This window comes from Sphaerospermopsis kisseleviana CS-549 (genome assembly GCF_028329225.1).
In the GTDB taxonomy this organism is placed as follows: domain Bacteria; phylum Cyanobacteriota; class Cyanobacteriia; order Cyanobacteriales; family Nostocaceae; genus Sphaerospermopsis; species Sphaerospermopsis kisseleviana.
In genome coordinates this window covers 1-13,437 of sequence record NZ_JAQMTI010000075.1, presented here as the reverse complement: position 1 = coordinate 13,437, position 13,437 = coordinate 1, and the positions used below count along the sequence as shown (strand labels likewise).

Below are 13,437 nucleotides of genomic sequence, written 5' to 3'. Positions count from 1 at the left end.
CAGTGGTCAGGAGGCAGGAGACAGGATTCAGAATAATTTTAGATTTTAGATTTTAGATTGAGTTGACAGAAACAATCCAAAATCCTAAATCCTAAATCCTAAATAGGGCTTGCTGAATAAACCCAAAATACTCGTAAATCAAAGGTTTGAGGCTGATCAGGAGGAAAGAAAGTGCAAGATTTTTGAAGGGCATACCTTAAAAACTGTGCATTTTGGGTCTGATAAATTAGAAAATCTGGGGATAACAGATAGCTAAAACTATTCCCTATTCCCTATTCCCTATTCCCTGCCTCAACGAAGGGACTTTTTCAGCAAACCCTAATTATGAATTATGAATTAGTAATTCTTAATTACTAATCAATTATCTTTGTTTTCCAAGATGAAGGATCAATAGATTTTCCATTGACATATAAACCCCAGTGTAGATGAGGTCCTGTAGAAGCACCTGTAGAACCTACTGCACCAATTAGTTGACCAGCTTTGACCATATCACCTTCTTTAACATTAATCCGACTGAGGTGCATGAAAATGCTGGTTACTCCTTGACCGTGGTCAATGCCAACTACATTACCATGAACTATGAAACCTTGGGATACTGTGCCTACTAAAACCACTCTTCCTGCTGCTGGGGCAACTACAGCTGAACCTGCTGCACCAGCGTAGTCCAGTCCTCGATGGTAGTAATCATTGGCAAATTTACCATTATAGTAGCGCCTTACACCATAGGTTGTGGTCATCCGTCCTTGATTTGGTCTCAGGAAAACACCGTCCCAATATTTGTCAGGTGTTTGTAGGGCTTTAAACTCTTTAACTCGTTCTAGTTCATATTCTGTTGCTTTAACTCCGGCTTTTCCTGGGGGTAAATTAATACGTTGGATGGGAAATTTGCGATCGCCTACGTACACAGCCAAATTTCTTTGTCGCTGTCCCTCTCCTGACACAGTAACTTGTCTTACTCCTGGTTCTTCTAATGGAGTGGTAGGAATAAAAGCACGGTATTTATTGGGGGCAATTTCAAAGGCTGGATAGGTTTGCTCTCCAACTGTTACCGTAGGAATACCAGGCTGTTCTCCACTTTCTGGTTCAATTAATACGGAAATTGTATCTCCCAATTGCACTTTTTCCGGTAAAATCTGTACTTCTAAAGCCTCTGCTGGCAAGCTTTGTGCTATGGGAACAGCCGCAAGAATTCCCATTAACATCTTAGTGACACTGCTGACACCAACACGCTGTAACTTATCCTGAAAATTAATAACTTGAGCTTTGGTAGTCATAGGTTATAAAGAAATTGAGTGAGCCAAAACCACGCCCGATAAAGTATCAACGCCTTGCTATGATACTTTATCGTACTAAGGAACAGTGGATGTAGGCGAACGGATTGCCCATGCGTGGGGCAGTCATGATATCTTGTTTTCAACAGGAACGGTAATTAACCTGTATAAAAACCTAACTGCCTAACGGCAATCTGTACCTTGACAACTAAATCTATGGGGTTCTACTTCTTAGTTCTAACCCACATTCCGCACTTCGCTTTGTAATACATGAAAATTAAGAAAATTGGGGTTAATGGTGGTTGAATAGCGATCGACGAAGGGCTATAATTCATACGTTTAAATACTGAATAATATCAACATTTTTTGTAAAATTTATTGAAGTATTAACGTATTACATTTTGAAGTACGGAAAGTCGGATATAAGCAAACCCTTGTTAGGGACAATTCATGAATTGTCCCTACATCTTTTTCGGAGAGGTCTATTAAGTACCTGGGCAGAATTAATTTAACATTTTTGGAACAAACAAAAATCTCTGTATTCCTTATCTGTTCACTGTTAAGAGTTCCCTGTTCCCTATCCCAAATATAAAATTTATTTTGCACGACTACTTAGTTAGCTTTTTTGCATCGGCATCAAACTGTCAAAGGTTGTCGACATAAAGGATGTGGTTGTTAAAAAATAGGGAATAGGGAACAGGGAATAGGTACAAGGCAAAAGTAAGAATTTAGTTTTTACCCAGTCCCCAATCACCAATCACCAATCCCCAGTCCCCAGAAATTAGAGACTAGAAAGCACGTCCTTTGCAGCGGCTAACGTTTGCTCAATATCTTCATCTGTGTGGGCTAAAGAAGTAAACCCAGCTTCAAACTGAGATGGTGCTAAGTAAATACCACGCTCTAACATCCCACGATGGAATCTTCCAAACTTGGTTGTATCAGACTTTTTCGCATCTTCGTAGTTGTGAACTGGACCACTGGTGAAAAATAAGCCAAACATGGCGCTGATATGACTACCACAAGCAGCATGTCCTGTTTCTTGAGCAACTTTGAGCAAACCATCAGCTAGTTTTTTGGTGATGCGCTCTAGCTGTTCATAAGTCCCTGGTTTTTGTAATAATTCTAGTGTTTTAATTCCCGCAGTCATCGCTAAGGGATTTCCAGAAAGAGTACCAGCTTGATATACAGGACCGGCGGGGGCAATCATTGACATGATATCCCGACGACCACCATAAGCGCCTACGGGTAAACCACCACCGATGACTTTACCCATTGTGGTTAAATCGGGAGTGATGCCAAACTTCTCTTGAGCGCCACCGTAAGCAATACGGAAGCCTGTCATCACTTCGTCAAATACTAATAAAGCTCCATGTTCGTGGGTAAGTTCCCGTAAACCTTCCAAGAAACCAGCATCGGGAGGAATAAAACCTGCATTACCAACAACAGGTTCAAGAATTACACCAGCTATTTGATCACGGTTTTCTTCAAATAAGGCTTTAACGGCTTCTAAATCGTTGTAAGGCGCAGTTAAGGTACTGCTAGTTGCAGATTTAGGTACTCCTGGGGAGTCGGGTAAACCGAGTGTAGCTACACCAGAACCGGCTTTAACCAGGAACATATCAGCGTGGCCGTGATAGCAACCTTCAAATTTAATGATTTTTTCGCGGTTGGTGAAAGCTCGCATCAACCGGAGGACGGCCATACAGGCTTCAGTTCCAGAGTTGACAAATCTCACAATTTCGATGCTAGGAACTGCATCTATTACCATTTCTGCTAAGACATTTTCTAGCACGGAGGGAGCGCCAAAGCTAGTGCCTTTTTCTAAAGCTGCGTGTAATGCGCTGATTACTTCTGGATGGGCATGGCCACAAATAGCAGGACCCCAAGTACCAACGTAGTCTATATATTTGTTGCCGTCTACATCCCAAATATATGCTCCGTTAACACGATCAAATACTATGGGTTGTCCACCAACAGATTTAAAAGCACGCACGGGAGAACTAACGCCTCCTGGCATGAGGTTTTGAGCAGCAGCAAAGATTTCTTGTGATTTTGTAGTTTTAATTGTGGTGTTTACCAAGGTTATCTCCTATAGGTGGTAATTAAATTGAGCTTCTTTAATTAGGATAGGACTAAATGGGTAATGGGTAATGGGTAATGGGTAATGGGTAATGGGTAATGGGTAATATTTTTCCCAATCATCAATCACCAATCACCAATCACCACTTTCTGCTAAACTCCTGTTAGCATCTGCAATTGATTAATAATTGTTAACTTACTCTAGTTTTTGTATGTCTTCTCCTGAACTGCTAACGCTCCAATCTGCCATCCCTGTGGAAAAAATTCGTTACGATGACAAAGGTTTAGTACCTGCGATTATCCAAGATTATCTAGATGGTACTGTATTGATGATGGCCTGGATGAATCAGGAGTCTCTGCAAAAGACTTTGGAAACTGGAGAAACTTGGTTTTGGAGTCGTTCCCGTCAGGAGTTTTGGCATAAGGGCGCTACTTCTGGACATATTCAGAAGGTGCAAAGTATTCGTTATGATTGTGATAGTGATGCTTTACTGATTGGTGTTGAGCAGTTGGGAGATATTGCTTGTCACACTGGGGAACGCAGTTGTTTTCATCAGGTTGATGGCAAGGTTCAACCACCTCCAGCAGATATGTTATCTCAGCTTTTTCAGGTAATTTGCGATCGCCGTGATCATCCTCATGAAAATTCCTATACCTGCAAATTATTGGCTGGTGGTGATAATAAGATTTTGAAAAAGATTGGTGAGGAAAGCGCCGAGGTTGTCATGGCTTGCAAAGATGATGATGCTGAGGCGATCGCCGGAGAAGTTGCAGATTTGTTTTATCATACCCTGGTGGCTCTAGCACATCATCAAGTTGATTTAAAAGCTGTTTATCGGAAATTACAAGAACGCCGGAAATAGGGACTAGTGACTGGGGACTGGGGACTGGGGACTGGGGACTGGGTAAGAGTTTTTACCAATTACCAATTACCAATTACCAATGACCCATTTATTAACGTAAGTTGCTAGTTCTGCAAGAAAGGCTCTCAAATCGAAGTCACACTGAGCTAAATTGTTACTAAACCTTGATATTTTTGTAATTCTTATTATTTGCGGCTATTATCCTCTTTAGTTCCACAGAATTTCCACAGGAAGTTTGCCAGTTTTCCACAGATGCTTGACGAACTAACAAAGCCTTGCTGGCTTACTGGGGATTTTATGCTTTGATGACTGAACTACATCACCAACTGAGTTTTTATTAAATTAAGTAACAAAAATATAGCTCTAGCCCTGATTATTTCGTGAGTATTTATTTTTTAACTACCGATTTTTAACATTTCGCAGCATTGACAAACCCACCCCCTCTGAGCGGACAATGATTCGGCTTGCTTTTTTATTCCGTTCCGACATGAGCATCAATTTTGCACAGTGAACTCAGGTATGAGTGGGGATTTTATGGCTGGTGACAATACTTGACCAATAATTCCTTGATGGTATGCCCCTGATTTATTTGTGGGTCGATCCAAAATCCAAAATTCGGATAAATGCAAGCAAAATTTCTTGATAGACCGTATAGAAGGGAAATCTTATGAACACAACAGTTAGTATCTTTACAGTGATTCCCGAAGCACTCCACGAATCCCTCAAAAACTATTTAGAAACCCATCCTGAGTGGGATCAAAACCGAGTATTAACTGCGGCGTTATCGTTGTTTTTGCTGCAAAATGGAGAGAGCGATCGCTATGCTGCTCGTATTTATTTAGAAACTTTGTTTCATCAAGAACAAAAATTTCTTTGATCCAACTCTTGAAACTATTCCCTGTTCCCTGTCTCTAAGAAAAGACTTTTTCAGCAAACCCTAAGTATTAGCACTGTGAGAGGTTGGTGATAGGGTGATAGGGTGATGTAATACAGCAGACACCCTACACGCAATACCCTTAGAGTTATTCGTTTTGTGGATTGGTAGTAGATTCAAATTTGTAACCTACACCACGTACGGTCTGAATTAATGCTGGTTGACTAGCATCAATTTCAATTTTCTTGCGAATTTGACCGATGTGAACATCGACAACTCGCTGATCTCCTACATATTCATAATCCCAAACCTCTTGTATAAGTTCTGATCGCCGCCAAACTCGACCTGGATGACTGGCTAAAAAATGCAACAAATCAAACTCCAAAGCGGTCAAGGGTACTGGTTCGTCATTAAGTGTTACTTCTCTCCGCACCGGGTCAATTATGAGTTTGTCAAAAATGAGGCGTTTTTGTTCTGCGGTGGTAACAACCCGCTGTCGCCTCAAAATTGCTGCTACTCTGACCTCTAGCTCTCCCAGTCCAAAGGGTTTGGTGAGATAGTCATCAGCACCTTTGGAAAAACCGTGAATTTTGTCAGTTTCATCTGTGCGACTGGTGAGTATAAGGACAAAAACGCCATTTCGGCTTTGCATCTCTTGGCACAGGTTAAAACCAATCGTATCTGGTAGGTTTACATCTAGAATTACCAAGTCTGGGTTAAATTGCTCAAATAAGTTGATGGCAGTCTTACCATCTTCGGCAGCTTCTACTTGATAATTCTGTTTGATCAAAAAGCGTTGAATTAAATTCCGAACGGCGGGGTCGTCATCAACTACAAGAATCTGGGCAGGAGCTATGACCATTACTTTGCACAAAAATTCATTATGATTAACAGAGATATTACGTAAAAACGCATTTTCCACTTTGGCTGTACTGAAAAATCTACAAGGAGTAGATAAGAGTATCCTGATTGTTCCAATAAACTGTAATTACAATTATGAAAGATGTAGACACTAATTTTACGAATATCAGGTCTGCATTTCAGAATATGTACTATATCTACCGTATGGTTTTCTTGACCCTATTTGTAGCTTTCTGTTTCAGTTTGCATAGTGTGTACTTAGCTTAGTGAAACAGCAATTTAAAACGGTTTAATTTCAAATCAATATGCGATTTTATACCATTAATCAATATGGTTATCAGAAAATAGGTTGAAAACCTTTGATGGATGTCTGTGATGGCAATATGTTAAAGTAACTATGGTTTAAATTCTTGAGTCGAATAAACTCAGCTGTGCTAATATCCTGATTATGAGGATAAGAATCGGCCGAAAGCACTGTTTCGATTATCATAGAACTTAAGGTTGTTTTTTCTTCAACAAAAGACTGCTGCTGACTAGGGCTGAAGTAACACACTGCCATGAGCGATCAAAATCCCTACCAAAAACTTGGGGTATCAGAAGATGCTAGTTTTGATGAAATTCAGGACGCTCGCAATCGCCTGTTGGAGCAACATGGTGGTGATAGCAAGGGTCGGGAATTAATTGAAGCAGCGTATGATGCGATTCTAATGGATCGCTTACGAATGCGCCAAGAAGGTAAAATTAAAGTACCAGAGCGTATCCGCTTTCCAGAAATGCGAGTTCCATCTCCACAAAAAGAAAGTCCGGTTACTCGTGATCAGTCACCTGCATGGCTGCAACGAATATTGGATCAACCGAGTCTATCAGATGTACTCGCACCAGGAGCTTGGTTCCTGGGTTTAAGTGCTATTAGTTTATTTGTTCCTACTGCCAGCGATCAGGTTTTGCAACTGGGATTGGTGGTTGGGGTTGGAGTCAGTATTTATTTTCTCAACCGCAAGGAAAATAAATTTGGTCGAGCAGTTTTGTTTACCCTGGCAAGTCTTATTATTGGCTTAATAGCTGGGGGATTGATTGCAGTACCTGTATTACAGCAACTAGCTTTGATCAATATTACAGCAAATCAGTTTTCTACGGTTCTGACGTTTATTTTGATGTGGTTAATTAGCAGCTTTCTGCGTTGATAAGGCAAGAGGCAAGAGGCAAGAGGCAAGAGGCAAGAGGCAAGAGGCAAGAAAAAATAAATTAATTCTCAACTCCTGACCCTTTGATCTCCTGACTCCTGCTATATATTTTACCCTATAGGATAAACTAATTCTCTAACACTGGTGGCTGAATCTTGTGTTAATGCTACAGATGCGATCGCTTGGGCTTCTGAGATGGTTAAATGGGAAATAGCTTGTTTTAATGATGCTATAGCTTGGGGATTGACACTTAATTCATCTAATCCCAAACCTAATAAAATGGGTGCTACTAAGGTTTCTGCGGCCACTTCTCCACATAACCCCACCCAAATATTAGCAGCATGGGCAGCTTGTACTGTTTGCTGAATCATACGTAATACCGCAGGTTGCAAAGCATCGGCTAAAGTTGCTACTTTGGGATTAGTGCGATCGCCTGCCATCACATACTGACTTAAATCATTTGTACCTATACTAAAAAAGTCCACTTCCTGAGCTAACTGATCAGCAATAGCTACTGCTGCGGGTGTCTCTATCATCATTCCCACTGCCATTTTTTCATCAAAAGCTATTCCCTCTGCTCGCAGTTCTGCCTGCACTTCGGTTAAAATTGCTTTAGCTGCTCGTAATTCTGTTAAAATGGCAATCATTGGCCACATAATTTTGATATTATTACCGTAACTGGCGCGTAAAATTGCCCTTAATTGAGTTTTCAAGAATTGAGGATTTTCTAAACAGAAACGTATTCCCCGCACACCTAAGAAGGGGTTGGTTTCTTCACTCAAGGAACTCAGATAAGGAAGTGGTTTATCTCCACCTACATCCAGGGTACGAATAATTAAGGGACGCTGGTCTAAAACCTGAACTATAGCCTGATAAACTTCTAATTGTTCCTCTTCTGTGGGTGCTTTTGTCTTTTCCAGATACAAGAACTCTGTACGCAGTAAACCCACACCTTCTGCACCATGACTGACAGCGGTTTTGGCATCGGCAATACTACCAATATTAGCAAAAATTTGTATTCTCCGACCATCACGGGTAATTGCTGGCTGATGTGCTTTAGCTTTCGCTTCGGCTTGGGCGGTTTGCCATGTTTGACGTTTGGCTTCTAGGGCTGTTAATGTTTCTGCTGGTGGTGCTACCCAAACTTTACCGCTTTCGCCATCAATTGCCATCAAAGTGCCACTTTCTAAGGTTAACACTTGAGGAGCTACACCCACAACCGCTGGAATGCCTAATGTGCGGGCAATAATAGCACTATGGGAAGTTGCACTCCCAGAAGTCATACAAATGCCCATTACTTTAGCTGGATCGAGTTTAGCGGTATCTGAAGGACTTAAATCTGTACCGACAATAATTGATGGTTCTGTGATGTGCAAGTCAGTGGGCAGACTACCAAGTAAAATTCTTAACACCCTACGCCCGACATCAACTACATCATCTACTCGTTCTTGTAAATAAGCATCTTCTAGTTTACGGTAAGAATTTGCTACTTCATCAACTACAGCTTGCCAAGATACTTCTGCATTAAGGCGTTTTTCAACAATATGCTGACGTGCGGCTTCTAGCATGACTGGATCTGCTAAAAATAACAGATGGGCATCAAAAATAGCCGCTTCCGCATCACCAATTTGTATTGATGTATGGGAAAGTAAAGAAGCAATTTCCTGTTTAGCTATTTGGATAGCAGATTGTAATCTATGCCACTCGATTTCTACATTTTCTATGTGATATTCTGTAATTGGGATGGTGACAGATTGATAATGAATTAATGGGGCGATCGCTATTCCAGAAGAAGCAGCAATTCCTATGAGTTCTCCTTCCGTTGGTGATGTAACTTCCTCACGGGGGGCTGGTATTGCGATAATGCTATCATCTTCACCAAAGTTGTTAATAATCAATCCTTGTAAAGCTCTTAGCGCTTCTTGGGCATCCGTACCAGTAGCAGTTATCAGCAATTCATGTCCTTGACGTACTCCCAAAGTAGCAACTTGGTTAATACTGTCACCTCTGACCGCTTCTGTATTTCTGGTTAAATTTTGTACTTTAATTTGGGATTTAAACCGGGATGCCGTGGCTACAAACTGAGCAGCAGGACGAGCGTGTAAACCTAAGCGGTTAGTAATTTTGAGGCGAATTTCCTGGGTAGGAATTGCTGCTGTATTACCAGTTTGTGTACTGAAGTCTGATAATGGACTGGTGACTAAATTTAAATGAGTTGCTTTTGCTATTAATGCCCCTTGTGCTTCCGTGATCACTTGCTGGATGTTTTTCCCAGCAGCAGCAGCAACAACAGCAGAAATAGCGCCTTCTACTAATGGGGCTGCACATAAATAGATTTTTTCTCGTTGTTCTGGGGGTAGAAACTCCAGAGCCATTTCCGCACTCATTAAAGCACTACCCAAATCCATCAGCACGAGAACACCATCATCTGAGAATACAGAGGCGATCGCTTCATAAACCTTGATCGCATCTGTACCTAGTGGGTGTTCTGGATCATCAATACCTGCTGCTACAGCGAGGGGAATTTTGCCTTGAACCATCTGTGCAGCTAGTTCCTGTACTCCCAGAGCCAATTGTTTACTGTGCGAAACAATAACAATACCAACCACTGTAATACCTTAGCCAGTTACCCATCCTATTATGAATTGTGAAAATGAAAAGACTGTATTTATTTAGGTTCTATTTAGGTTTGAGAGGAGAAGATTAATATTTTGTAACAAGAACCAAGAAAAGGAGTCAGGATAAAGAATTAATGTTATTGTTTATGCTGCGCTATCAGCATTTAGTGAGTTTAACAACTGTTCTATAACTTCAATAAGTTCAAGTACAGATTTTATAGTTAGTGAAGTAGTTTTGAAACCGTGAGCGATCGCATTTCTTAACTGAAAATTATTTACACTCATAACTTACCAAATCTCTGTACATCTAGTATTCCCGTTTGTGACTAGAAATAATACAATGATTCCCCAAAAATTTTCCCATTTCCACACAACTGCTAGGTAGGGTTGCTACTATAGGAAAAGGTGAAAGAATAAATCAAATCATATCTAAAATGTCAACAGCTTTAATTACCGGTGCGTCAGGTGGAATTGGCAAAGCTTTTGCGGAAGAATTAGCAGCAGGCAAAACCAATCTGGTTCTCGTTTCCCGTTCAGAGGAAAAACTAAACCAAATAGCGGAAAAATTAGAAAAACAACATCAAATAAAAGTCGAAGTTATACCCAAAGATTTGACAGAAAATAATGCTACTAATGAGGTTTTTGATTTTATTAAAAGCCAAGAAATAACAATTGATTTGTTAATCAATAATGCGGGTTTTGGTGATTATGGAGATTTTGCTGAACGAGATGGAGAACGACAATTAAAAATGATTCAATTAAATATTATGGCATTGGTAGATTTAACTCACAAATTTCTACCTTTAATGCGTCAACGTCGTTCTGGTAGCATTATTAATGTATCCTCAATTGCTGGTTTTCAACCAATGCCTTATATTTCTGTTTATGGGGCAACTAAGGCATTTGTTATGAGTTTTAGTGAAGCTTTGTGGGCAGAAAATAAAGATTATGGGGTAAAAGTTTTAGTAGTTTGTCCAGGTCCTACAGAAACAGATTTTTTCACTGAAGCTCAGTTTCCTGAAACTTTAGCCAGTGCAAATAATAAACTAGCTACTCCTGAAGAAGTTGTTAAAGATGCTTTACAAGGTTTAGAAAAAGGTGATTTAAATGTAGTTAGCGGTGGTTTAGCAAATAAAATCATTGTCAATATGCACCGCTTTTTCCCAAGAGAATCTTTGGTAAGTGCAATAGCTAAACAGTTTAAACATGGGTAATAGTTGATAGTTGATAGTTGATAGTTGATAGGGAAACATAAAATGATTACCCAATCACCAATCACCAATCACCAATCACCTACATATATCTTGTTAATTGCACGCGGTAACGTTCTTTTTTAGTCACGGCAATTTCACCAACTTCTAAACGTCCTTTACCGCGAATTGCTATTAAATCTCCGGTTTTGACTTGCGAACTCGCTTGAGTAATTTCTTTCCAATTTACCCGCACATCACCAGAGTCAATTAAATCAACCATTTTATTACGAGACATCCCAAAACCAGCAGAGGCGATCGCATCTAATCTTAATGAAGCTTCTACTGTGGTTAATTCTTTCTTTTTCGGTTCTCTAATTTTTAGTTCGTTAATATCAATAGGTTGAGTTTTCACAGGAACAGAACGCACCTGTTTTAAATTCATTTCCAGAAATTCTACCAGTTCAGGAACTACAATTGCTTGCGCTCCTCTTTCCCCCAAAATAATAATATCTCCGGTTTTTTCTCTGACAATTCCTGTACCCAACATTGCTCCTAAAAAATCACGATGGGTAGCAGTATCAAACAGGAAATTACCAGCAATTTCTAAAGCAGTAATAACAACTTGAGATGAATCTAAAGGCAGTTCAGAACGGGCGATCGCCACTCGTTGACGTTCAGCTTGGGGATATCCACCCCAGGCTACTAAATGCACCTCTGTTAACCGGCTAAAAACCCGTTGAATTTCTGCTAACTCCGGCGGAGATAAAAAATCCGTTACAACAACTTCCCAAGTCTTTATAGCCTGTTCTGCTTGGTCAATTACACGGGCGATACTATCGCGGTTTTCAACACCTTTTAAAAGTTCTTCTCTTGGTAACATGGTGATTGGTGATTGGTGATTGGTGATTGGTGATTGGTGACTGGTGACTGGTGATTGGGAAAAATTACGAATTATGAATTACCCATTACCAATTACCTATTACCAATTACCTATTACCCATTTTCTGCATAACCTTGGATATTTTCGGGGTCATACTGCCGTAAAATGCGGTTTGCTTGGCGAGTCAGAGTTTCTGAACCTTGAACCACAATTAAATATTTACCAGCATCCAAACGGTTACGGTAGGGTAAAGCATCACCACTACCAAAAACCAAACCCACACCACCACCAACAAAGACGCTACCCATAGCACCGCTACCAGCACCCAGTAACCCACCGATAACATGATTACCGATTTCACCAGCCCAAGCAAAGGTGTTTAAACCAGTGATGAGACTGAAGGTAAAACCAGCAAAAAAGCCGAATGGTATTAACCAGAATGCCATCAATCGTACTTGTTTTTTCGCTTCTTCTTTGGGGTCTATTAAACCAAACTCATCAGCGGTTTTGTATCCTCTACCCAGGATAGTGCTATTTATCCCTTCTTTTTCTAAGCCTAAGTAAGCAGATTCAGCTTGGATACGGTCTGGTAATACGGCTACAAGGTAATTCATTGGTCTAAAAAAGTTATATAAAACAGGGTTTCTTTAATTACAGCAGGAGTCGTAGGGGCGAAGCATTCGGAAAATAGCTTTTTCATAAAATTGATAATTGGTCGCCCGAATGCTTCGCCCGTACAGAAGTCAGGAGTAAAACTCTCTTTCTGTCTAGGTTTCAAGTTAGATTCTGTACCTGATTGATCTGCAATCTGCTGTATCTTTAATCAACAGAATATCAGCACTGCTTCAACGACAGACTCAGCACTTATGAATTTCTCGTAGGGGTTTAGCATTGCTAAACCCCTATGCCCTATTTGTATCATGATTTTAAAGAATCTAAAGGTTCACAGAAATTATTTACACCTTGCTTGAGGACATATATCAAAACTGGTGTTGCCAAAATTTTGGGAAACTCAGGAATACTTCTCAGGTTTGACATCATCCCAGAAATTGAACCATTTAATAAATCATCTCTATATTCTTGTTCGCAGATAACAGCACGCCATTTTTTTGTTAAAGCGTCTAACCATTCGGAATTTGTTCTACCAGGTTCTTGTCCCGCTTTAATAGCCAGGGTCATGGCTGCATCTTCTAAGTCTCCCTCACAGTCTTCTATCAAGTCTAATGCTTCCATTGCTTGAATATCATCTGCTAATTGAGAGCGAAATTGGGCTATTTCTTGTGATGTGATTTTAGTCATAAAAGGAGATCAAGGAGTCAGGAGTCGTAGAGGCGAAGCATTCGGAAAATAGGCTTTTCATAAAATTGATAATTGGTCGCCCGAATGCTTCGCCCGTACAGGAGTCAAGAGTCAGGATAGAGCTAGTCCTAATCTGACTATCTTATAGACAAAACTATACTTATATTGACAAGTATTGACATAAGTGAGTTAAGAAAATCGCCCACTTGATATATAATCCTACGATATCAAGTATTGAATTAAGACTATTGCCAACGCGAAAACCAAGCAATGATAGCGGTAGTCTTTCTTGTAAATCTTAACTTGAGAAATATC

At 40.2% G+C, this 13,437-nt stretch carries 12 protein-coding genes; 4 read left to right on the top strand and 8 right to left on the bottom strand.

Features of this window, described 5'->3' with window-relative positions; all coding sequences use genetic code 11:
- Window positions 1-353: 353 nt before the first annotated feature.
- Window positions 354-1,274, bottom strand: a complete 921-nt coding sequence (locus PN497_RS05215; protein ID WP_096571690.1) for a M23 family metallopeptidase — start codon at window positions 1,272-1,274, stop codon at window positions 354-356.
- A gap of 778 nt (window positions 1,275-2,052) precedes the next feature.
- Window positions 2,053-3,351 carry a glutamate-1-semialdehyde 2,1-aminomutase gene (hemL, locus tag PN497_RS05210; RefSeq protein WP_096571691.1) on the bottom strand — a complete coding sequence of 433 codons (1,299 nt, stop codon included), beginning with the start codon at window positions 3,349-3,351 and terminating at the stop codon, window positions 2,053-2,055.
- A 211-nt stretch (window positions 3,352-3,562) separates the two neighbouring features.
- Between hemL and hisIE the strand changes: the two genes are divergently transcribed.
- Window positions 3,563-4,213, top strand: coding sequence for a bifunctional phosphoribosyl-AMP cyclohydrolase/phosphoribosyl-ATP diphosphatase HisIE (gene hisIE / locus PN497_RS05205; protein ID WP_096571692.1), 651 nt, complete (start codon window positions 3,563-3,565; stop codon window positions 4,211-4,213).
- Between the two features lie 667 nt (window positions 4,214-4,880).
- Window positions 4,881-5,090: a DUF2811 domain-containing protein gene (locus tag PN497_RS05200; protein ID WP_096571693.1), complete on the top strand. Its 210-nt coding sequence runs from the start codon at window positions 4,881-4,883 to the stop codon at window positions 5,088-5,090.
- Between the two features lie 145 nt (window positions 5,091-5,235).
- On the opposite strand, the gene PN497_RS05195 is transcribed toward PN497_RS05200, so the two are convergent.
- On the bottom strand, window positions 5,236-5,949 hold the full coding sequence (locus PN497_RS05195; protein WP_272109747.1) for a response regulator transcription factor: 714 nt from the start codon (window positions 5,947-5,949) through the stop codon (window positions 5,236-5,238).
- A 556-nt stretch (window positions 5,950-6,505) separates the two neighbouring features.
- Between PN497_RS05195 and PN497_RS05190 the strand changes: the two genes are divergently transcribed.
- Window positions 6,506-7,132, top strand: coding sequence for a CPP1-like family protein (locus PN497_RS05190; RefSeq protein ID WP_096571695.1), 627 nt, complete (start codon window positions 6,506-6,508; stop codon window positions 7,130-7,132).
- Window positions 7,133-7,242: 110 nt separating this feature from the next.
- Here the strand turns inward: PN497_RS05190 and ptsP are convergent, their stop codons facing one another.
- Both ptsP and PN497_RS05180 read right to left on the bottom strand, forming a co-directional pair.
- On the bottom strand, window positions 7,243-9,741 hold the full coding sequence (ptsP, locus tag PN497_RS05185) for a phosphoenolpyruvate--protein phosphotransferase (protein WP_272109746.1): 2,499 nt from the start codon (window positions 9,739-9,741) through the stop codon (window positions 7,243-7,245).
- A gap of 153 nt (window positions 9,742-9,894) precedes the next feature.
- Window positions 9,895-10,035, bottom strand: a complete 141-nt coding sequence (locus tag PN497_RS05180; RefSeq protein ID WP_236104107.1) for a hypothetical protein — start codon at window positions 10,033-10,035, stop codon at window positions 9,895-9,897.
- 149 nt (window positions 10,036-10,184) lie between these two features.
- On the opposite strand from PN497_RS05180, the gene PN497_RS05175 reads away from it, so the two are divergent.
- Window positions 10,185-10,964, top strand: coding sequence for an SDR family NAD(P)-dependent oxidoreductase (locus PN497_RS05175; protein ID WP_096571697.1), 780 nt, complete (start codon window positions 10,185-10,187; stop codon window positions 10,962-10,964).
- Window positions 10,965-11,043: 79 nt separating this feature from the next.
- Here PN497_RS05175 and PN497_RS05170 read toward each other — a convergent pair whose 3' ends face one another.
- The 3 genes from PN497_RS05170 to PN497_RS05160 all read right to left on the bottom strand — a co-directional run bounded on the left by PN497_RS05170 (window position 11,044) and on the right by PN497_RS05160 (window position 13,122).
- Window positions 11,044-11,823, bottom strand: a complete 780-nt coding sequence (locus tag PN497_RS05170; RefSeq protein ID WP_096571698.1) for a photosystem II S4 domain protein — start codon at window positions 11,821-11,823, stop codon at window positions 11,044-11,046.
- 113 nt (window positions 11,824-11,936) lie between these two features.
- On the bottom strand, window positions 11,937-12,437 hold the full coding sequence (locus tag PN497_RS05165) for a hypothetical protein (RefSeq protein WP_096571699.1): 501 nt from the start codon (window positions 12,435-12,437) through the stop codon (window positions 11,937-11,939).
- 304 nt (window positions 12,438-12,741) lie between these two features.
- Window positions 12,742-13,122 carry a hypothetical protein gene (locus PN497_RS05160; protein WP_096571700.1) on the bottom strand — a complete coding sequence of 127 codons (381 nt, stop codon included), beginning with the start codon at window positions 13,120-13,122 and terminating at the stop codon, window positions 12,742-12,744.
- Window positions 13,123-13,437: the final 315 nt, after the last annotated feature.